The organism is Luteibacter sp. TLI7-4A, from assembly GCF_056754745.1.
On the sequence record NZ_JBPGWO010000001.1, the window covers coordinates 2,219,719 to 2,239,254 of the forward strand.

21 protein-coding genes are annotated in these 19,536 nt (G+C 65.7%); 4 read left to right on the forward strand and 17 right to left on the reverse strand.

The features are described from left to right. Positions 1-75: 75 nt before the first annotated feature. The 3 genes from rimI to pssA are packed head-to-tail and all read right to left on the reverse strand — an operon-like array spanning position 76 to position 1,815. Positions 76-549, reverse strand: coding sequence for a ribosomal protein S18-alanine N-acetyltransferase (gene rimI / locus ACR9Y6_RS09775; RefSeq protein ID WP_481281107.1), 474 nt, complete (start codon positions 547-549; stop codon positions 76-78). Between the two features lie 4 nt (positions 550-553). Then, complete coding sequence (locus ACR9Y6_RS09780) at positions 554-1,024, reverse strand: hypothetical protein (RefSeq protein ID WP_481281108.1); 471 nt, start codon at positions 1,022-1,024, stop codon at positions 554-556. A 5-nt stretch (positions 1,025-1,029) separates the two neighbouring features. Further along, positions 1,030-1,815: a CDP-diacylglycerol--serine O-phosphatidyltransferase gene (pssA, locus tag ACR9Y6_RS09785; RefSeq protein WP_481281109.1), complete on the reverse strand. Its 786-nt coding sequence runs from the start codon at positions 1,813-1,815 to the stop codon at positions 1,030-1,032. A 175-nt stretch (positions 1,816-1,990) separates the two neighbouring features. Between pssA and ACR9Y6_RS09790 the strand changes: the two genes are divergently transcribed. From ACR9Y6_RS09790 to ACR9Y6_RS09805, 4 genes are all read left to right on the forward strand, one after another. After that, positions 1,991-2,413 carry a DUF4124 domain-containing protein gene (locus tag ACR9Y6_RS09790; RefSeq protein ID WP_481281110.1) on the forward strand — a complete coding sequence of 141 codons (423 nt, stop codon included), beginning with the start codon at positions 1,991-1,993 and terminating at the stop codon, positions 2,411-2,413. Positions 2,414-2,472: 59 nt separating this feature from the next. Beyond that, positions 2,473-4,170: a proline--tRNA ligase gene (locus tag ACR9Y6_RS09795; protein ID WP_481281111.1), complete on the forward strand. Its 1,698-nt coding sequence runs from the start codon at positions 2,473-2,475 to the stop codon at positions 4,168-4,170. Positions 4,171-4,526: 356 nt separating this feature from the next. Beyond that, positions 4,527-4,850 (forward strand): H-NS histone family protein, encoded by a 324-nt coding sequence (locus tag ACR9Y6_RS09800; protein ID WP_481281112.1) that lies wholly within the window; start codon positions 4,527-4,529, stop codon positions 4,848-4,850. A gap of 26 nt (positions 4,851-4,876) precedes the next feature. Continuing rightward, complete coding sequence (locus ACR9Y6_RS09805) at positions 4,877-5,257, forward strand: tautomerase family protein (protein ID WP_426287113.1); 381 nt, start codon at positions 4,877-4,879, stop codon at positions 5,255-5,257. A 24-nt stretch (positions 5,258-5,281) separates the two neighbouring features. On the opposite strand, the gene ACR9Y6_RS09810 is transcribed toward ACR9Y6_RS09805, so the two are convergent. From ACR9Y6_RS09810 to ACR9Y6_RS09875, 14 genes are all read right to left on the reverse strand, one after another. Continuing rightward, positions 5,282-6,568 carry a threonine/serine exporter family protein gene (locus ACR9Y6_RS09810; protein ID WP_371022096.1) on the reverse strand — a complete coding sequence of 429 codons (1,287 nt, stop codon included), beginning with the start codon at positions 6,566-6,568 and terminating at the stop codon, positions 5,282-5,284. Then, entirely contained in the window at positions 6,558-7,010 is a 453-nt protein-coding gene (locus ACR9Y6_RS09815) for an NfeD family protein (RefSeq protein ID WP_481281113.1), read from the reverse strand. Before ACR9Y6_RS09815 ends, ACR9Y6_RS09810 begins: the two co-directional genes overlap by 11 nt. A 5-nt stretch (positions 7,011-7,015) precedes the next feature. Continuing rightward, positions 7,016-7,978, reverse strand: coding sequence for an SPFH domain-containing protein (locus tag ACR9Y6_RS09820; RefSeq protein WP_481281114.1), 963 nt, complete (start codon positions 7,976-7,978; stop codon positions 7,016-7,018). Between the two features lie 51 nt (positions 7,979-8,029). Next, positions 8,030-9,421, reverse strand: coding sequence for a sensor histidine kinase (locus ACR9Y6_RS09825; RefSeq protein ID WP_481281115.1), 1,392 nt, complete (start codon positions 9,419-9,421; stop codon positions 8,030-8,032). 13 nt (positions 9,422-9,434) lie between these two features. Continuing rightward, on the reverse strand, positions 9,435-10,769 hold the full coding sequence (locus ACR9Y6_RS09830; RefSeq protein ID WP_481281116.1) for a sigma-54-dependent transcriptional regulator: 1,335 nt from the start codon (positions 10,767-10,769) through the stop codon (positions 9,435-9,437). A 75-nt stretch (positions 10,770-10,844) separates the two neighbouring features. Beyond that, a complete protein-coding gene (locus tag ACR9Y6_RS09835; RefSeq protein WP_481281117.1) occupies positions 10,845-12,056 on the reverse strand; it encodes an ABC transporter permease in 1,212 nt (403 codons plus the stop codon). 5 nt (positions 12,057-12,061) lie between these two features. Next, complete coding sequence (locus ACR9Y6_RS09840) at positions 12,062-13,366, reverse strand: ABC transporter permease (RefSeq protein WP_481281118.1); 1,305 nt, start codon at positions 13,364-13,366, stop codon at positions 12,062-12,064. 14 nt (positions 13,367-13,380) lie between these two features. Beyond that, positions 13,381-14,595: an ABC transporter permease gene (locus ACR9Y6_RS09845; protein ID WP_481281119.1), complete on the reverse strand. Its 1,215-nt coding sequence runs from the start codon at positions 14,593-14,595 to the stop codon at positions 13,381-13,383. Positions 14,596-14,605: 10 nt separating this feature from the next. Beyond that, complete coding sequence (locus ACR9Y6_RS09850; protein WP_481281120.1) at positions 14,606-15,913, reverse strand: ABC transporter permease; 1,308 nt, start codon at positions 15,911-15,913, stop codon at positions 14,606-14,608. A 30-nt stretch (positions 15,914-15,943) separates the two neighbouring features. Continuing rightward, positions 15,944-16,654, reverse strand: a complete 711-nt coding sequence (locus ACR9Y6_RS09855; protein WP_481281121.1) for an ABC transporter ATP-binding protein — start codon at positions 16,652-16,654, stop codon at positions 15,944-15,946. Between the two features lie 14 nt (positions 16,655-16,668). Then, positions 16,669-17,940: an efflux RND transporter periplasmic adaptor subunit gene (locus ACR9Y6_RS09860; RefSeq protein WP_481281122.1), complete on the reverse strand. Its 1,272-nt coding sequence runs from the start codon at positions 17,938-17,940 to the stop codon at positions 16,669-16,671. 167 nt (positions 17,941-18,107) lie between these two features. After that, positions 18,108-18,668, reverse strand: a complete 561-nt coding sequence (locus tag ACR9Y6_RS09865; protein WP_481281123.1) for a hypothetical protein — start codon at positions 18,666-18,668, stop codon at positions 18,108-18,110. 90 nt (positions 18,669-18,758) lie between these two features. After that, positions 18,759-18,956, reverse strand: coding sequence for a hemin uptake protein HemP (gene hemP / locus ACR9Y6_RS09870; protein WP_481281124.1), 198 nt, complete (start codon positions 18,954-18,956; stop codon positions 18,759-18,761). Between the two features lie 46 nt (positions 18,957-19,002). Beyond that, positions 19,003-19,536 carry a barstar family protein gene (locus tag ACR9Y6_RS09875; protein WP_481281125.1) on the reverse strand — a complete coding sequence of 178 codons (534 nt, stop codon included), beginning with the start codon at positions 19,534-19,536 and terminating at the stop codon, positions 19,003-19,005.

Here is a 19,536-nt window from a genome sequence, read left to right on the forward strand (position 1 = left end):
ACCGGGATCGCGGCCCAGGCCGCGATTCGTTGCTAGAGGGGGTGGGAAGCGGCCTGGGCCGCGATCCCGTCTACCTCACTCTTCCGGCGACATATCCAACGCCATCACGATCGCATCCTCTCGCCCCCCTCTCGCGGGGTAATACGAGGGCCGCCTCCCGATCTCGGCGAAGCCCAGCGAGTCATAGAGATCCTTCGCCACGGGATTCGACGGCCGCACCTCGAGGAAGATCCGCTCCGCGCCATACCATCGGGCGAGATCGATCAGCCGGCGCATCATCCGCCGCCCGTAACCGAGACCGCGTTGGGCGGCGGCGATGCACACGTTCAGCACATGGGCTTCGCCCGCGGCCACGGAAAGGATGCCGTAGCCGGCGATATCGCCCTCATGGACGATTACCCAGCAGTTGTGTCCCGCCTGCATGCAGTCGCGGAAGATACCCGCGCTCCAGGGAAACTCGTACGACGCGTGCTCGATCGCCACGACGGCGTCGAGGTCCTCGCGGCGCATCGCGCGTACTTCGGTGGAGGGACGAGCCACGGCGACCATGGGTTCAGGCTCCGCGCAGGGCACGTCCAAGGGCACGCAAGCCATTCCAGAGCCGGCGCTTCGCAGCCGCGTCGGCGACGATCGCCGCCGGTGTATCCACCAGCACGATGTGCGCCGCGCTCATCACCGAGGCCGGGAGGCCATGACCCAGGGCACGGGCCTGCGCCTCGCCGAAGACGAGGTACGCCGACGCCGCGGGCACATCGCCCAATCCGCGTTCACCCACCTCGAGCCGTGCGGCGCGTGCCGTCACCGGACCGAAGGCGCGCAGCGCACGGCCCAGCAGGTCCAATTCGCGTTCGCTCGCCCCGGCCGGGAGGATGACCACGCACGACACGCGGTCGCCTGCCGGCACCGGCCCGTCATTGGCGGGCTGGACGGCCGATCCGGACGACGCCTCGCCGAACCGCAGGCGCCAGGGCGTCACGCCCATCACCTTGAGCAAGCGTTCGCGGCGTTCGGGCACGGCGGACATCGCGCTTACTCCGAAGCCTTGGCTTGGCGACGCGTGCGCCGGCGGTGCGCGGCGCGGCCCCACAGTGTCATCACCGGTCCGGACACCGTGTAGATCACCGCCACGGCGAACAGCACGCGAGCCGTGTCGATCAACAGCAGCACCACGATCAGCACCGCGGCGATCAGCCAGATGAAGGGAACGCGATCGCCCTTGGGCCAGGCCTTGAAGCTGTAGTACCGCACGTTGCTGACCATGAGCAGCCCGGCGACCACCGCCAGCGGCATGGCGAAGAACGCCACGGACGGGCCCGGGATGTCGAACTTTTCCATCGTCCAGACAAAGGACATGCACAGCCCCGCGGCCGCGGGACTGGCCAGGCCCTGGAAATATCGCTTGTCGGCAACGCCGACCTGGGTGTTGAAGCGGGCCAGGCGCAACGCGGCGCAGACCGCGTAGATGAAGGCCGCGGCCCAGCCGATCTTGCCCCAGACGGGGCCGTAGGCCACCAGCGACGACAACGCCCACGTGTACATGACCAGTGCCGGCGCGAGGCCGAAGCTGACCAGGTCCGAGAGGGAGTCGTATTGCACGCCGAATTCGCTCTGCGAGTTGGTCATGCGCGCCACGCGGCCATCCATCCCGTCGAGGATGCCTGCCACGAAGACGGCCAGGGCGGCCACGCCGTAGTGCCCGTTGATCGCGGACACGATCGCGTAGAAACCGGCGAACATGGCGCCCGTCGTGAACAGGTTCGGAAGCAGGTAGATACCGCGGTGACGCGGCCCCCGGACTTGGGTCGGATCGCTCATGGGCCATTCCGTGACATGGGCCGACAGTGTATCCCAGGCGCCGTGAAGCGTCAGTCCGGCACCGGCGAAGGGGTGTCCCGGGCCCGTTGACGGGAACCGCGACCCACGTCGCTTGCGCACCCCCACGCCGGGTGATACTTGTTTGCGCCATTCATCCAGCCAGCCGGAAACCCACATGCGCCGTTGCCTAGCTCTCGCACTCCTCGTGTCGGTCTGTCCCCTGGCCCTGGCCCAGGCTTACAAGTGGAAGGATGCCCAGGGCGTCACCCACTACGCCGACGCGCCCCCGCCGGGGGGCATGAAATACCAGAAGATCAAGACCTCGGGCACCGCCGAAGCCCCTGCTCCCGCCCCTGCGGCGAGCGCCACGGCCGCGACCGCCGCGAGTGGCACGAAGGCGCCGGCCAGTGCCGACGACACGCCGGCCAATCGGCAAAAGCTCTGCGATCAGTTGCGCAAGAACCTCGACATCCTCAACAACGAGAAGGTCGTCACCATGGACGACGGCAAGGGCGGCATGAAGCAGGTGGACGACGCCACGCGGCAGAGCCAGATCAAGACCGCCCAGGCACAGATGACGCTTTACTGCCAAAGCTGAAGCGGCGGCACGCTGGAAACCCCCTATAATCCCGGCTTTGCCGTCGGGATCGCTTGCAGATGCGCCTCAGCCAGTTCCACCTCGCCACCGTCAAGGAAGTCCCCGCCGACGCGGAAGTCGTCAGCCACCAGCTGATGCTTCGCGCGGGCATGATCCGCAAGCTCGCCTCGGGCCTGTATACCTGGTCGCCGCTGGGCCTGCGCGTGCTGCGCAAGGTGGAAAAAGTCGTCCGCGAGGAAATGGTCCGCGCGGGCGCCGTCGAGATGCTGATGCCCTCCGTGCAGCCACGCGAACTCTGGGAAGAGACCGGCCGTTGGGAAAAGTTCGGCGGCCAGTTGCTGAAGATCAAGGACCGCAAGGAACAGGAATTCTGCTACGGCCCCACGCACGAAGAGGTCATCACCGACTTCGCGCGTAACGAGCTGAAGAGCTACAAGCAGCTTCCGCTCAATTTCTTCCAGATCCAGACCAAGTTCCGCGACGAGATCCGCCCGCGCTTCGGCGTGATGCGTGCGCGCGAGTTCCTCATGAAGGATGCGTATTCCTTCCATCTGACCCAGGAATCGCTCGGCGAAACCTACAAGGTGATGTACGAGGCGTATTCGCGCATCTTCACTCGCCTCGGCCTGGAATTCCGCGCGGTGGACGCCGACACCGGCGCGATCGGCGGCAGTGCCAGCCATGAGTTCCAGGTGCTCGCCGATTCGGGCGAGGACGCCCTCGCCTTCTCCGATGCGTCCAGCTACGCGGCCAACATCGAGCTGGCCGAAGCCGTCGCGCCTTCCACCGAGCGTCCCGCCCCGTCGGCGGAACTCACCCGTGTCGATACACCGAAGGAACGCACGGTCGAGGAGATCACGGCCTTCCTCGGCGTTCCCGCATCGCAGGTGGTGAAGACCATCCTCGTTCGCGGCCGCGAGGGCCTCGTCGCCCTGTGCGTGCGTGGCGACCACGAACTCAACGAGGTGAAGGCCGCCCACCTCCCCGAACTGCCGGATGAATCCGAATTGGCCAGTGAAGCGGAAATCGTCGCCGCCACGGGCACGCGTCCCGGCTTCATCGGGCCGGTGGGGCTACCCGCGTCGATCCCGGTCATCGTCGACCGCAGCGCGGCGGTACTCGCCGACTTCGTTTGCGGCGGCAACCAGGACGGCACGCATTACACCGGCGCCAACTGGCAGCGCGACGCACGGATCAACCGTGTCGCCGACCTCCGCAAGGTCGTCGATGGCGATGCCTCGCCGGATGGCAAGGGCACGATCCGCCTTGGCCGTGGCATCGAGGTCGGCCACATCTTCCAGCTCGGGCAGAAATACGCCGAGGCCATGGGCGCCGGCGTGCTCGACGAGCAAGGCAAGATGCGCACGATGTACATGGGCTGCTATGGCATCGGCGTCAGCCGCATCGTGGCCGCCGCCATCGAGCAGCGCCACGACGACGCCGGCATGATCCTGCCCGAGGCCATGGCGCCCTGGCGCGTGGCCGTCTGCGTGATCAACCCGAAGAACGACGCGACCGTGACGGAAGCCGCCGAGTCGATCTATCAGCAATTGTCTCAGGCCGGCATCGAAACCGTCCTCGACGACCGCGGCCTGCGTCCGGGCCCGATGTTCGCCGATATGGAACTCATCGGCGTGCCGCACCGGGTGGTGGTGAGCGGCCGCGGCCTGGAAGCCGGCACCTTCGAATACCGCGCGCGCACCGACAGCGAAGCCCGCAATGTCACCCGCGAGGAACTGATTGCCCTGCTCGGCTGATGCCATGAAATTCGCCAGGGGCTCCGACACCGGAGCCCCTGTATCAGGCTTGGTGCAAGCCGCTCCCACCCATGTCTATTCCTAACCGGTTTACTCGATGCTCTTGTGGGAGCCGCTTCAGCGGCGACGAGTGCTTGCCGTAACCTGGCCCGCTGCCGCGGGATCGCCGACAAGGTCGGCTCCCACACGTCTGCCGCTGTAAGGCTAATCCGATAATCGCTTCCTATTAGCCGACACATCCCCGGTCGTACTGCCATTATCTCGCCAATTGGGTCACAATTCCGGTGTTCGCATTATCAAGAAGGGCCAATGGCCCCATGCGAAACCCTTAATCAGGCAATAACCCGGAGATGCCCATGGCCGTCGATATCAAGAGCCTCAATCACAACCAGCTCAACGAGTTGATCACCAAGGCACAGGTTCGCCAGAACGAACTGCGCAAGGAAAAGGTCAGCAAGCTGCGCGAGAAAATCAACGCGCTTATCAGGGCCGAAGGTTTCACCTTCGACGACGTGTTCGGCGCACGCGCGCCCAAATCGAAGCGTGCCGGTACCACCGTGGCCGCCAAGTACCGCAATCCCGCCGATCCCACCCAGACCTGGTCGGGCCGTGGCAAGCGCCCGCGTTGGTTCAACGAGGCGCTGAAGGCCGGCAAGAAGGAAAAGGATCTGCTGGTCTAACCCACGTTCAACGCCAGGAGCCGCACATGCCTCTCGTTCGAATCGATCTGCGCCGCGGCAAGGATGCCGCTTACCGCACCGCCCTGGGCAATGCCGTCCACGATGCCCTCGTCGGTATCGGCGTGCCGGCTGACGACCGTTTCCAGGTCATCGCCGAACATGACACCGAAGGCCTCGTGTACGACGCCCATTACCTCGGCATCGAGCGCAGCGACGATATCGTGATCGTACAGATCACCTTCAACGACACGCGTACGCTCGAGCAGAAGAAGGCACTGTACAAGGCGATCGCCGAGAACCTCGGCAAGGCGCCCGGCGTGAAGCCTGGCGACGTCTTCGTGAGCCTGGTGGAAGTGAAGAAGGAAAACTGGTCGTTCGGCAATGGCGTAGCGCAATACGCAAGCTGATGACCCGTGCAGCCGCCCCGCCTCTCAGAGTGAGCGGCGGGGGGCCACGATGAGGTCGCCGAACAGCAGGCCGGCTACCAGCGAGACGAGCAGCGTGACGCCGAGCAGGCCGGTGTCCATGCCGAGCGAGGCGTCGCGGTCCAGCAGGTACGACACGCTGCGGAAGCTGACCGATCCCGGCACCAGCAGGATGATCCCCGGTTCGCGGACCACCGCTCCCGGTTGCTGCGCGTAACGCGCGTACACATTGCTCAGCGAGCCCAGCAGCAGGCCGCCCACGAAAACGCCGAACGGCGCTCCCGGCAGGGATCCGGAAATACTGCCGCCCCATCGCGTGGCGAGATAGCCCAGCACCACAGCCCCCATCACCACCAACCAGTCGCGCCGGGCGGCACGGAAAAGGATGGCGAACGAAAACGCGCCCAGGATCAGCGACGGCCAGTCCGCCCAGCCCGGCAGAGGTGGCAGCGCGTAATTGCGGGGTTCGATGCCGAACGCTTCGCATAACTGGCTGGCCGCGACGGTGCCGAACGTGAGCTTGAGCAGGGTGGCGACCGCGCCGCCCATGCGCGCGACCCCGGCCACCAGATGCTGGCTGGAAATCTCACGTACCGCCGTCGTCAGTGCCATGCCCGGCAGCAGGACGATCAGGCTGCCCAGGATCACCGACTTCAACGCCAGCGGCACGATGTAGGCACTGACGACGGTCGCGATGATCGTGGCCACCATGGCACTGATGGCTTCGCTCGCCGCGGCCAGCCGCGGACGGCTGCCGGAGGCGACGGTGATGAGACCGATGATCACGCCGATCACGCCGGCCGTGACCAGGTCGGGCCACGCGCTATGCAGCAGCAAGGCCACGACGCTGGCGGCACACAGGCCATAGCTGGCAATCACGCCGAGCTCGGCACGGAAGGTTTCCGGCGCGCCGAGCTTGCGCAGCAGATGGAATCCTTCGCGCAGTTCCATCTGCCCATCGATCACCGCGTCGGCGATGCGGTCGGCCTCGCAGAGGCGCCCGAGATTCACGTCACCTGGCGGAAGCCGCATGACCTGGGTGACCTGGGCGACGCTTTCCTCGCCCTGCCCCAGGTCGGCGAAGGAAACGATGATCGCGGTAGGGCTGGACCATACCTCGGCCGACAAACCCAGCCGTTGCGCCGAGCGGCTGATGGCGGTCTCCAGGCGAGGTGCCGTGGTGCCGTACTGGTGCAGCCGCCGCGCCAGTTCGGTGAGAAAGGCGATGCGGGTGTTGATCGCGGTGGTGGCGAAACCCACCGGCACGGTCAGCGGCGTGGCATCAGCCAACATCCACCGCCTTCACGCGCAAGGTCGTGCCGTCGATCCCGATCACCTCCACCGTGGCGCCGAGGGGCAGGTCCGGGCCGGTGACCAGCCACATGCCATCGCCCACCCTGGCCTTGCCACGGCCCTGCACGATCGGCTCGCACAGCGTGTAGCGCTGTCCGAGCAACTGCTCGCCCCGGCGATTGAGCCGCTCGTTGCCTGCGGGAATCCGCTCCAGCCGCGGCCTGACCACCTTCCAGTAGACGAAGCAGGAGACGAAGGCGAACGCCACGAACAGCACCGCCTGGGCCAGCGCGCCCATCCCGGGAAGCAGCAACAACACCACGCCCATCGCCGCGGCGGCGATACCGATCCACAACATGAAGTAACCCGGCAGGATCACCTCGCCACCGATCAGGAGCAGCGCGACGATCCACCAGAGGTAATGCACGGCGATCTGGTCCATGGCGATCAGCGCGGTAGCGGCGGTGTGCGGTTGGAGGCCTCCGCCGGCGCGCGCTGCTGCGAGGCGAGCGAGTCGCGTGCGAGCTCCGCGATACCTGCCAGCGAGCCGAGGATGCCCGTGGTCTCCATGGGCAGCAGCAGGGTCTTCTGGTTGGGCGACTTGGCCATTTCCTTCAGCGCCTCGACGTAGTTGTTGGCGACGAAGTAGTTCAAGGCGTTCACGTCGCCGCTGGCGATGGCCTGCGAAACCATCGTGGTGGCCTTGGCTTCGGCCTCGGCGAGACGCTCGCGTGCTTCCGCCTCGCGGAATGCCGCTTCCTTCTTTCCCTCGGCCTCGAGGATCGCCGACTGCTTCTCGCCCTCGGCCTTGAGGATGGCCGCCTGGCGAAAACCCTCCGCGTCGAGGATGTTCGCGCGCTTCTCGCGCTCGGCTTTCATCTGCCGCGCCATGGCGTCCACCAGGTCGCGCGGGGGCGAAATGTCCTTGATCTCGATACGCGTCACCTTGACGCCCCACGGGTGCGTGGCCTCGTCGATCACGCCCAGCAACTTGGCGTTGATCGCGTCGCGCTGGCTGAGGCTTTCGTCGAGGTCCATCGAGCCGAGCACGGTGCGGATATTGGTCATGATCAGCGCAAGCGCCGCCATTTCCAGGTTCGCCACTTCATAGGCCGCCTTGGCGGCGTCGAGCACCTGGTAGAACACCACGCCATCCACGCGGACCACGGCGTTGTCCTTGGTGATGACGTCCTGCGAGGGGACCTCCAGCACCTGCTCCATCATGTTCATCTTGCGCCCGATCGCGTAGACGAACGGGATGAGGAAGTGCAGGCCCGGGGTGAGCGTGCCCGTGTACTTGCCGAACATCTCCACCGTCCACTCGTAGCCTTGCGGCACGATACGAATGAGCTTGGCCAGCACGATGATGGCGACGACCACCACGACCAGCGCGACGACGATATTTCCCATGGCCTTGTCTCTCCCTATCCCGGTATGTCCCGGGAGTATAGGCGAAGCGCCTCAGGGCGAACCGGCGGGCAACACCAGGGTGACGCGCAGGCCACCACCCTCGCGATTGGCCAGGGCGATGCGCCCGCCATGGGCTTCCGAAATTTCGCGGGCCAGGGCCAGGCCGAGGCCGGTACCCGAACGCTTGGTGGAATAGAACGGCAGCAAGGCCTGGGCGAGCACCGTCTCGCTCATGCCCGGGCCACGGTCGGCCACTTCGATCAGCGTGTCGCGCCCGACCTGGTGCACGGCGACGGACACCTCCGTGGCATCCCCACCCGCCTCGTGAGCGTTCTTGATCAGGTTGATGAGAACCTGCTCCACCTGGGTCGGGTCGAACCAGCCGGGCTGATCGGGTGGCGGCGAGACAAGGCGGAATTGCGCATGCAGCGCCAGCGCGTCGAGGAAGGGAACCCACGGGACAGGCCGGGATTGCGGCGCCGGCAACTTGGCGAAACTGGCGTAGCCGGCAATGAAACTGTGCAGGTGTTTCGCACGGTCGCCGATCGAGGCGAACACCCCGGGTAATCGCGCCAGGTCGCCACGGCGAGCCAGCTCGGCACCCGAATGCGACAACGACGAGATCGGCGCCAGCGAGTTATTGAGTTCATGGCTGATCACCCGTATCACCCGCTTCCAGGTGTGCACTTCCTGGCGCGACAACTCGCGCGTCATGCGGCGATAGAGCTGCAGGCGGTGCGGACGCCCCTGCAGGCGAAAGCCACGCTGGGACAGGTGGAAGGTTTCCTCGCTGCCGTCCATCTCGACCGAGAACAAGGCGTCCTCGCCACCGGCCGCCGCTTCACGCAGGCTCTCCGGCATCGCCGCCAGCACGGTGTCGAAATCCAGGCCCGCGAGCGCGCGTCCCTCGTTGAACAGGTGCCGCGCCGCGATGTTCGCGTAGGTGACCTTTCCGCTCGGGTCGGTGAGGACCAGCGCCACCGGCGTGTTCTGCACCACCGTGTCGAGCAACAGCTCGCGCTGGACGAGGTGTTGGCGCTGGTCGCGCAGGGTCTGGCCCAGCGCGTTGTGCATGCGGATCAGGTCGCCCAACTCGTCGCGCCGGGAGGTACCGATGGACATGCTGAAGTCGCCGTCGCGGTAGCTTGCCACCGCGCTTTCCAGCGCGCGCATGAGGCGCCGCAACGGTTCCACGAGCGCATGCGCCACCCAGGCCGACAGCGGCAGGAGCACCAGCAGGCAGATGATCAGCGCCGTACCGCCGTCGAACGTCTCGATGGGGGGGACCGCCGGCAGCTTGCCCGCCTTGTCCGGCACGGCACGTATCCAGGCCAGCACTTGCGGGAACGGCCAGATCGACACGCCTGCGAAGACCAGCGCGCCGACGATGGCCGAACCGGCCACGACGAGGGTCATGCGTCCTTCGAGCGAGAGGGTCTTCATGCAGGCGAACGTATCAGACCGCCAGCCCGTAGCGCTCCATGCGCCGGTAAAGCGCCTGTCGTGAAAGCCCCAGGGTGCTCGCGGCACGGCTGACCACTCCGCCCGCCGAGGCCAGCGCCGCCTCGACCGATTCGCGGCTGGGCTCGTCGAGGTTGCGGCTGGCGGCGGCCGCCGGTGGTGGAAGATTGAGGTGGACCGGCTCGATCCTGCCGTCCGCGGCCAGCAGCGCCGCACGCGCGATGGCGTTCTTCAATTCGCGCACGTTGCCCGGCCAGGTGTGGGCCAGCAACGCTTCCCGGGCATCCTCGCTCAGCGTGGCCCGCCCGTCGAGGAAGAATTCAGCGAGCGGAAGAATGTCGTCGCTGCGTTCCGACAGCGGCGGCAGGTTCACGTCGATCACGTTGAGCCGGTAGTAGAGGTCTTCGCGGAAGGTACCGGCTGCGATCATCGCCTTCAGGTCCGCATTCGTGGCGCTCACCACGCGAACCTTGGCGTGTCGCGTGCGTCCCGAGCCCAACCGTTCGAACTGGCCGGTCTCGAGCACGCGCAGCAATTTCATCTGGCCCGGCAGCGGCAGGTTGCCGATCTCGTCGAGGAACAAGGTACCGCCATCGGCCATCTCGAAACGGCCTTCGCGAGCCTTGTTCGCGCCGGTGTACGCGCCCGCCTCGGCACCGAACAACTCGGCCTCGATCAACTCGCCCGGCAACGCACCGCAGTTCACCGCCACGAACGGACCACGGCGTACCGCGGAATTGGCGTGCACGATGGCCGCGATGCGTTCCTTGCCCGCGCCGTTCGGGCCAGTGATGAGTACCGGCACGTCCGAACGCGCGACCTGGCAGGCCAGCTCGATGGTGCGGCTCATCGCTTCGGAAGCGAAGACCAGGCCATCGAGTTCGTAGAGGCTTTCCAGCGCTTCGCGGCGGCGGCGGCGCTCCACCCGCGCACGGGTCACTTCGCGGGTCGACTCGGACAGTTCGAGCAGATTCTCCACCGTGGCGAGAAGCTTGGTGTCGTCCCATGGCTTGGCCAGGTAATCCGCGGCGCCGGCCTTCACCAGTTCGACAGCGACCTCCAGGTGGGTCCAGGCGGTGAGCAGGATCACCGGGAGATCGGCATGACGGGCGCGGATCGCCTTGAACAGCGCCACGCCTTCCTCGCCCGAGGTGGTATCCGCGGTGAAGTTCATGTCCTGGATGACGACATCCACGCGTTCGCGCGCCAGCACGGCCAACCCGTCGTCGGGCGTGAGGGCCACCAGCGGGCGGATTTCGCGCAGGCTGAGCGCAAGCGAAAGCGCCTCGCCCACGGCGGGGTTGTCGTCGATGATCAATACGCAGCGCATCTGGTCCCTTCGCATGCAGCCATGGATGCCTCTCCCGGCGAAAAGGTTGCGTCCCCGCCGGCACTCTTTTCCATTCTATCCACGGGTGGCCACCACCGGGGGCACGGATGCCGCCCGCCGGGCCGGGGCGAGGACGGCGGCCTGGCCCAGCAGCCAGAGCGCCACCGCCCCCACGGGAAGGTAACCGAGCGGAAGGCGCGGGAGTTCGTACTCGCGCATGAGCAGCAGGTTGATCGCATAGGCCAGCACCATGCCCAGGACGATGCCCATGCTGGTAAGAAGCAGGTTTTCCGTCTGGAAATAACGCAGCACATCGGCGCGGCTCGCGCCCAGGGCGCGGCGGATGCCGATCTGGCGACGGCGCTGGGCCACCCAGAAACTGGCCAGCCCGACGATGCCCAGCGCCGTGACGACGAGCAAGGCCACGCATACACCGACGAGCAGCACGGTCGTCGCGCGGTCCGTGGCGAAGTAACGGTCGCGTACCTCTGTGTAAAGTCGCTTCTCGACGATGACACGGCGCGGGTCCACCGCTTTCAGTGCCGCCGCCGCGGCTTGCAGCACCCTGCCCGCTTCGCCAGGACGGGTGCGGACCGTGAAGCCGCCGCCGTAGGTGGTGACCATGCGCCAGGGCAGCAACAGGGTTTCGTATACACCCGCCCGGTTCTGGTCGCCGGCCCGGGCCAGCCGTTCGACGATGCCCACGATGTGGAATTCCTCGTCGCCGATGAAGATGCTCCGGCCGATAGCCGATTGGCCGGGGAACAGGCGCTGGGCGAGCGCCTGTGTCAACACGACCACCGGGCTTCCCCGCACCTGCTTCCCGGCGTGATCGTCCACCCAGGTGTACTCGTCGGGACGGATGAAGCGTCCGGCGACGAGGCGAAGGCCCAGCGTTTCGGCCGCCGCTTCACCGTAATACGCGCCGGCTTCCGCGGACGGCATCGACTGGTCGCGCGTGAGTCTCACCGGGGTGTTCCACGAGGAGGGGCCGAACGGCAGGGAGTTGGTCACGGTCGCCGCTTCCACGCCCGGGACGGCACGTAGCGCCGCGAGGTCCGCCTCGATCCGGGCGTGCGTGTCGGTGCGCGGGCCGATGTCGGAGACCATCAGGCGAACGATGCGGTCATCGTCGATCCCGCTGGATGTTTGCATCCAGCGTAGCCGGTCACCGATCAGGAAAGTCGCGTTGCAGAGGATCGCGCACGTCAATGCGATCTGCAGGACGATCAGCGTCGCCGTGAGCTTATGCCGGCCGAGCGTCGAAAGGATGGGTCCGATATCCATGCGCATCATTGGCTCTTCAATTGCAGCGCCGGGGGAATCCGGCATGCGCGCCACGCCGGCAGCAGGCCCGCGGCGAGCGCGGCGAGCAGCGAGACGAGGAAGGTCGCGGCCAGCATGGTCAGGTCGAGGTGGGCCAGTTCCGCCGAGGGACCCGGTTGCATGCGCACGATCGCGAGCCCGAGCAAGGCCACCGCCAGGCCTCCGAAACCACCGGCCAACCCCACGATGCCAGCCTCGGTCAGCAGTTGCGCGAACACGCTGCGCCGCGACGCACCCAACGCACGGCGCACGCTCACCTCGCCCGCCCGGCGCATGAACTTCGCCAGCATCAGGCCCACGGTGTTGACCAGGCAAACGACGAAGAAGCCGAGCGAGAGCCACACCTGCAGACGGACGTCATCGGGAACGACTCCTTTCTCGTCGAGGAGGTGCATGACGTCGGTGAGTTCGGCACGCGCGGGACGATCGTATCGGCCCGACGCGACCTGCTCACGCGCATAGCCATCCAGGAAAGTGCGATAGGAAGCGATGGCGGCGGCATCGTCCAGTTCCACCCACAGCTGCAACCACACGCAGCTCGCCGACTCCATGTGCTCTTCGTCGCCGGACCCCATGCCCCAGCATTCGACGCCGCCGTTACGGGTCATCCGCATCGCCCGCGAGGTGGTCAAGGGCACGAACACCTGTTCCGCCGCACCATAGGAGGTGGTGTTCAGGTCATAGAAGTGCGGTACGGGCCTCCATGGTTTCAGGACACCGACGATGCGAAGGTCCGCGCCATTCGCATGGATCATCCTGCCGACGCTGTTTTCACCGTGGAAGAGCCGGTCGTTCAGTTCGGCGCCGATCACCGCGATATGCGCGCGTTGTTCGTCCTCGGCAGCGCTCCACGCTTGTCCGTAGCGGAACGGCGTATCGAACATGCCGAAGAAGTCCGCGCTGGTGTAGCGGGCCGAGACAAAAAAAGGATCGATCGACGGATCGTCCGGCTGGATCGGCACGGCGCCACCGGTCATCAATACCTGCCGGTGCGCGCGCCGGGCATGCAGCAGGTTCATGCCATCCGTCCAGGTCACCTGGGCAGGCAAGTCCGTCGAGAGGTCGAAGCCCCTCAGGCCGCGCGGATCGAGCCGAGGCATGAAGATCGATCCGCTGCGTCCCGGCAGCGGATCCCCCGACAGCACGTGCAGTACCGTCAGGGTCGTCATGCTCGCCCCGATCCCCAGGGCGATGGCGATAATCATGAGCGCCGTGAGCGCCCTGCTCCGCCGGAGACTGCGCAAGGCGAGCTCCAGGTAATAACCGAACATCGGATTTCCCAGTATCAGACGCTGCGCGTGGCTTCCACCGGCGACACCTTCGACGCACGCAGCGCCGGCGCGAACACCGCGACCTGGCCGAGACCAAGCAGCACGATGACACCGACCAACACGTAGGTGAAGGACAACCGTTTCATTTCGAAGTGCGTGAACATCCACTGGCTGAGGCCCACCGCCAGGACGACGCCCAACACGACTCCCGCCAGCGCGATCAGGAAATTCTCCGTCATGAAGTAACTGAGGATATCGCTGCGCCTTGCGCCCAGCGCACGGCGCACGCCGATCTGCTTGCGCCGCTGGCCGACCCAGAAGCTGGACAGGCCGACGATGCCGGCGGCGGTGATCGCCAGCAATACGCCGCAGACCACGCTCATGAGGATGGCCATGCCACGATCGGCCTCGTAGGCGCGGCTGCGGATCTTGTCGTACGTGCGCACGCCTGATTTCTCGGGCAGGACACGCATGCGGTTGATCCCGTACAAGGTCTTGGAAATGGCCTTGAAGACGGCATCCTGCTCACCCGGACGGGTACGCACCAGGAAATGCTGGTACCCGCTGTTGAAGATCACCGGCATGATCGTCACGTTGTCCATATGATCGTAGTCGGTCCACGGCACGGTCAGCTTCTCGACGATGCCGATGATCGTGGACGGCTTGCCCTTCGACAGATAGATCGTCTTGCCCAGCCCGTCACCTTTCGGGAAGAGCTTGTCGACGATGGCCTTGGTCACGATGACCTGCGGCGGCGCAGGCGTCTGCTGCGGCTGCACGGTGACGATCTCGCCAGGATTGAAGTTGCGTCCGGCGATCAGGCGCACGCCCAACGTCTTCAGCGTCTGCTCGTCGCTGAAATACAGGGCGGTGGGCAAACCGTCCTTCGTGCCGTCCGGCTTGGTCTGGATACCCGTCGACCAACCACCCTGGCGGAGGGGATAGGCGTTGGTCGCATAGGCCGACTCGACGCCCGGGATCGAACGCAGCGCCTGCACGTCGGTCTTTATCAGCGGCACGAAGTTCGGAGGCGAGCCGACGTAGCGGTTCTGCACCGCGATCAGGTTCGATTCGTCCAGGCCCGTGATTCGATTCACCCGGTCGACGCGCTCGTGGACGATGAACAGCGCGTTGCACACGATGGCGAGGGTCAGGGCGATCTGCAAGGCGATGAGGATCGTGCCTGCCTTGTGCCGGCGCAGCGCGGCGAGAATGGGCTTGATCTGCATGATCATGTCCTCAGTTGGATTTCAGCTGCCAGGCAGGCTGCACCTGTGCGGCGCGCCACGTGGGATAGAAGGCGGCGACGACGGAGGCCACGATCGCGACGACGAGCGTCAGCAGGATCAGGACCGGGTCCAGTGTCGCCAGGCGCGCGATCGGTTCGGGGAAGACCAGGCCGACACCAAGCACCCCCAGACCCGTCAACAACAGCCCGAGGATGCCGCCGGCGACGCCGATCGTGCCAGCCTCGATGAGGAACTGCGCATAGATGTCCTTGCGCGACGCACCGAGCGCACGGCGTACGCCGATCTCGGGAGCGCGACGCATGAACTTCGCCAGCAACAGGCCCACCGTGTTGACCAGGCAGATGACCAGGAAGCCGAGTGACACGACAAGGGACACCTGCGATTCCGGTGGCACCACGCGCTGCACATCGAGCCAGTCCATGACATCGCGGACCCTCACGTTCGGTGCCCAGCGAAAACGGCCCGCGCGCTGCTGCTCGGCGGCGTACCCCGTCACATAGCTGCGATAGGCGTCGACATCGGCCTTCGTCGGCAGCTCGCTCCACAGCGACAGCCAGACGCATTCCGACTGCAGGTAGTTGGCCCAGCCCTCCGCCGGTTCGGCCACGCAGTTGTTATTGCCGTTCGTGGCCATCTGCAAGTCGACCGCGCGATTGAACGGGATGTAGACCGATGCGCCTTCGTCGAAACCACCCGTGTTGGGCACGTCGAAGAACAGCGGCTGCGGCGCCCAATCCTGGATGACGCCGGTGATCCTGAACAGGCGGCCGTCGAGGTTGATCTGCCTGCCGACACTCTGGGCGCCGTTGAAGATCTTGTCGTTCGCGGACTTCGTGATGACGGCGACGCTGGCATGCTTCTCGTCGTCCTCCGGCGTCCAACCGCCACCCTGGATGAAGGGTACGTCGAACATCGGAAAGAAGTCCGAACCCGCGGCATAAGCACTTTGGCGGGTAGGCAAGCGCGCTGGATCGTCGGGAATGATCGAGACGCTCACGGGATAGATGATCGTCTGGCGTTTCGCCTTGTGCGCACGGAGCAAGGCCGTCGCGTCCTTATAGTTCAGTGACGCGGGCGGTTCGCCCTTCTCGGTGTTCTCCGGGCCGAACGCGTCCACCTGCGTATTGAAGAGCACGCTGGATTTCTGCGGGATCGGGTCGCGCGCCGTGGCGCGGAACACCGAATACGTGGTCATGGACGCGGCGACGCCGAAGCCGATCGCCATCACCATCAGGGCGGTGAGCACCGGGTTGCGGCGCAGGCTGCGCAGGCCGAGTTGCAGGTAGTAGCTGAACATGGGACTCCCCCCGGAACGGCGGACGCTGGATCAGGAATTGGCGACGTGGGCATGGGCGTGGAAGCGCGGTTCTTCCGCGAGGTCCACCACCTGGCCGTCGATCACGTGCACGTTGCGCTGCGCACGGGCGGCGAGTTCCGGATCGTGCGTGACCATCACGATGGTGGCGCCCTCGCGATGGATCTCCTCCAGCAGTTCCATCACGCCGCGAGCCATCTGCGTATCCAGGTTGCCGGTCGGTTCGTCCGCCAGGAGCAGGCGCGGCGAACCGGCAAGGGCGCGTGCGATGGCCACGCGCTGCTGCTGGCCGCCCGACAGTTCCGCCGGATAATGCTTGGCGCGGGAGGCCAGGCCCACGCGTTCCAGCGCGTCCATGATCCGTTGCTTGCGCTCGGCCGACTTCATGCCGCGATAGCGCAAGGGCACTTCCACGTTGTCGAACACGTTCAGGTCGGGGATCAGGTTGAATGCCTGGAAGATGAAACCGATCTTCTCGTTGCGGATGCGCGAACGGGCATTGTCGTCGAGCTGGCTCACTTCGACGCCGTCGAGGTGGTACTGGCCGCCGGTGAAGGTTTCCAGCAAGCCCGCGATGGTGAGGAAGGTGGTCTTGCCCGAGCCGGAGGGGCCCGTCACGGCGACGAACTCGCCTTCCTTCACGTCGATGTTGAAGTCGCGCAAGGCGTAGGTCTCGACGACTTCCGTGCGGTAGACCTTGGCGAGATGGGTCATCTTGAGCATGGGTTTTCCCTCTGTTAGCGGCTGATGGCGACGTGCTTGGCGTCGCCGAAGGTGTCGGCGCCGGAGATGACGATCTTGTCGCCCTCCTTCAGGCCGTCGAGTATCTCGACCTTGTCGATGCTGCTCGCACCGACACGGATGTCACGGCGATCGGCCATGCCGTCGTTGACCACGAAGGCATAGCGTCCCGCGCTTTCGTCGACGAAGGAACCGCGCTGCACGGTGAGTACGTTGTCACGCCTGTCGAGCAGGATGCGCACCGAAAGACGCTGGCTCTGGCGCAGCTGTTGCGGGGTCTCGCCATCGAAGCGCAGTCGGGCGGCGACTTCGCCGTTGACCACTTCCGGCGACACGGCGCTGACCTTGCCGTTCCACGTCTTGCCGTTGCCGGAGATCTCCCCCGGCATGCCGATGGCGAGGTCGCGTGCAAAGCTCTCGGGCACCTTCATTTCCACTTCCAGCGCGGAAAGGTCGATGACGCTGAGCAGCTGGGCGTCCTTGGCCACGGTCGCGCGCTCGGCGATGAACAACTGGCCCACCTGGCCGTCGACCGGCGACTTCACGTTGAGGTCTTCCACCTGGCGTTCCAGGTCCTTGACCAGCAGCACCTGGCGATCGTGGGCGAGCTTCTTCGCCTGCACGTCGAAGGTGAGGCTGTCGTTGTCCATCGCGAGGTCGGACTGGGCGTGCTTCGCGGTCACGGCCGCCTTGTCCAGGGTGGACTTCGCCTTGTCGACATCGGCGACCGGCACGGCGCCCTTGTCGAAGGCCGTCTGGTAGCGCTTGAGGTCGCGCTCGGCGGCGGTCTGGTCGATGGTGGCGTTGTCGAAGGCCTTCTGCAATTCGGAGCGTTTCTTCTTCGCGTCGATCTGGGCGCGAAGGAACTCGACTTCCATGGCATCCGCCGCGGACTTCTCCTGGGCGAGCTTGCTGGTCAGTTCGGGGCTGGTGATCACGGCCAGCAACTGATCCTTCTTCACCACGTCGCCCGCGTGCACCTTCAGCACCACGGCACCGGCCGAAGCGGCGTACATCGTGGGGCTCACCGCCGCGACCACCTTGCCTTCCGCCGCGATGTCGCGGACGAAGGGGCCACGGGTCACGGTACCGAAGGACAGGCGCGAGGCGCTGACCGAGGAGTCCGCCGAGAACATCGTGGCCATCCGGGGCACCGCCAGCACGATGGCGACGATCGCCGCCAGGCCGGCCGCGGCATAGACGAGCTTGCGGCGATGGTTCGGACGGACTTCGACGAGACGGTCCTGGGCGGAGGTATCGCGGATCATGGTGGCTTCCCTGGCTGCTTGCGGGGATATCGAGCAAGCAGCGTGCCAAGCCATAATCCGTCAATCGATCAGCGACTTAGAACGCCTCGTGATCGAAAGACATGTGTCCGCGGACAGAATGTCCGGACACCCGGGCCGCGGACAGGCCCAGACGGGGGACACGCCACTCAGACGGCGATGCCCACCGATTCGGATACCGCGATGTCGCGTGCGACACCCCTGCCCAGGGAGGAAATGGGTGCATCGCAGGCGCCAAGCACGGTGAAGCCGGCCAGCCGGCGGCGGGTGAAACACAGGATGCGGGCACGCGAGGCGCGCAACCATTCACGGTCCGGTGCACGATGCACGGGCTCGTCGATGGGCAATGCATCCGCGAACAAGCCGTCCCACGCGAGATAGTCGGTGTCGGGAAGCAGGTAGATGCGCGCCAGGACGTGGCCCCTCCCGCTTACGCAGTCCATCCATTCGCGTGGACCTTCCGCGGTAACGGCGCAGGTAAGGCCCACGTGATGCGTGGCCAGCAAGGGAGCCAGGTCGGCGGACTCCACGAGACAGCCGCGAGGTTCTGCCTGGCCGCTACAGGAGGCGTCGCGCGGGGCGAGGAAGAGCACGCCGCCGAGCTGGCCCAGCCCCTCGAACAGCGTTCGTGGCGCGAGCGTGAGCCAGCGCGTGGTGGCGGTGGAACGGGCGCGCGATTGCACGCCGAAGGATGCGAGCCAGCCGAACATGGCGTCTCCCGATGACGAAGCGGTCGAGGGATGCCTGGCTGGGCGGTCCGGGGAGAATCCGCGTGGCTTGGCGTCGGGGAGAAGGTGCGTTTACTTGGTGAGGATGAGTTTGTCGTTGCGGGTCAGGCGCAGGTGGTATTCGCTGCCCTGGTGCTCGATGACGAGCTCACGCGAACCGTCGAGCAGGTTCGTGCTCTCGATGCGGCGGGTAGCCGTCGGCGCGGCACGAAGCGGGACGACCTTTTCGCGGCCGCCGTTGTCGGAAAGGGGGAGCGTTCGAAGCAGCATGATCGGGACTCCGCGGTTGAGGGTGCGGAGTTGATGATAATGATTCTCACTTACGCGTCAAGCCCCACGGCGGCTTTGTGGGAGCCGCTTGAGGTGGGAGCCGACCCTGTCGGCGAGGGGAGCTTGTCGTGACTTGGCGCGCTGAGGCGGCGATTATCTTTCGTGCATAACCGGTAAGCCCTTGGATCCCGTCTTTATCGGTCAACCGAAAGGCCAGCTTTAGATAGACGCCCTCTTCCTGCCAAGAACGCGACGCGTCCAACCAGGTGTTTACCATCCTTCCCATCGACAGGGGCATCCTTGACCAGACCGACCCAGCGTCGGATAGCACGACAACATAAGCTGCCGCTTCCAGCCAGCCCATGTCAGTGAGGCAATCGTACAGAGCATCCAGGTTCTCACCGAAGTAGTCGGGAAACTCAAGAGCCTTGGCCACAACGCGGTATACGCTACGGATGTCTGTGCAACCCGATAGAGACTCCTCGCGGACGATGATCGGCGATATCTCACTCTCCACAACGAAGGGTGAGGATGAGAAATGCACGTCCGCACCATCGCTCAAGCTGATGTTGTAGGTCAC

Bases quoted from the DNA above. Each gene is read 5' to 3' on its own strand.
- rimI (WP_481281107.1), bottom strand. From the start codon at position 549: ATGGTCGCCGTGGCTCGTCCCTCCACCGAAGTACGCGCGATGCGCCGC.
- ACR9Y6_RS09780 (WP_481281108.1), bottom strand. From the start codon at position 1,024: ATGTCCGCCGTGCCCGAACGCCGCGAACGCTTGCTCAAGGTGATGGGC.
- pssA (WP_481281109.1), bottom strand. From the start codon at position 1,815: ATGAGCGATCCGACCCAAGTCCGGGGGCCGCGTCACCGCGGTATCTAC.
- ACR9Y6_RS09790 (WP_481281110.1), top strand. From the start codon at position 1,991: ATGCGCCGTTGCCTAGCTCTCGCACTCCTCGTGTCGGTCTGTCCCCTG.
- ACR9Y6_RS09795 (WP_481281111.1), top strand. From the start codon at position 2,473: ATGCGCCTCAGCCAGTTCCACCTCGCCACCGTCAAGGAAGTCCCCGCC.
- ACR9Y6_RS09800 (WP_481281112.1), top strand. From the start codon at position 4,527: ATGGCCGTCGATATCAAGAGCCTCAATCACAACCAGCTCAACGAGTTG.
- ACR9Y6_RS09805 (WP_426287113.1), top strand. From the start codon at position 4,877: ATGCCTCTCGTTCGAATCGATCTGCGCCGCGGCAAGGATGCCGCTTAC.
- ACR9Y6_RS09810 (WP_371022096.1), bottom strand. From the start codon at position 6,568: ATGTTGGCTGATGCCACGCCGCTGACCGTGCCGGTGGGTTTCGCCACC.
- ACR9Y6_RS09815 (WP_481281113.1), bottom strand. From the start codon at position 7,010: ATGGACCAGATCGCCGTGCATTACCTCTGGTGGATCGTCGCGCTGCTC.
- ACR9Y6_RS09820 (WP_481281114.1), bottom strand. From the start codon at position 7,978: ATGGGAAATATCGTCGTCGCGCTGGTCGTGGTGGTCGTCGCCATCATC.
- ACR9Y6_RS09825 (WP_481281115.1), bottom strand. From the start codon at position 9,421: ATGAAGACCCTCTCGCTCGAAGGACGCATGACCCTCGTCGTGGCCGGT.
- ACR9Y6_RS09830 (WP_481281116.1), bottom strand. From the start codon at position 10,769: ATGCGCTGCGTATTGATCATCGACGACAACCCCGCCGTGGGCGAGGCG.
- ACR9Y6_RS09835 (WP_481281117.1), bottom strand. From the start codon at position 12,056: ATGGATATCGGACCCATCCTTTCGACGCTCGGCCGGCATAAGCTCACG.
- ACR9Y6_RS09840 (WP_481281118.1), bottom strand. From the start codon at position 13,366: ATGTTCGGTTATTACCTGGAGCTCGCCTTGCGCAGTCTCCGGCGGAGC.
- ACR9Y6_RS09845 (WP_481281119.1), bottom strand. From the start codon at position 14,595: ATGCAGATCAAGCCCATTCTCGCCGCGCTGCGCCGGCACAAGGCAGGC.
- ACR9Y6_RS09850 (WP_481281120.1), bottom strand. From the start codon at position 15,913: ATGTTCAGCTACTACCTGCAACTCGGCCTGCGCAGCCTGCGCCGCAAC.
- ACR9Y6_RS09855 (WP_481281121.1), bottom strand. From the start codon at position 16,654: ATGCTCAAGATGACCCATCTCGCCAAGGTCTACCGCACGGAAGTCGTC.
- ACR9Y6_RS09860 (WP_481281122.1), bottom strand. From the start codon at position 17,940: ATGATCCGCGATACCTCCGCCCAGGACCGTCTCGTCGAAGTCCGTCCG.
- ACR9Y6_RS09865 (WP_481281123.1), bottom strand. From the start codon at position 18,668: ATGTTCGGCTGGCTCGCATCCTTCGGCGTGCAATCGCGCGCCCGTTCC.
- hemP (WP_481281124.1), bottom strand. From the start codon at position 18,956: ATGCTGCTTCGAACGCTCCCCCTTTCCGACAACGGCGGCCGCGAAAAG.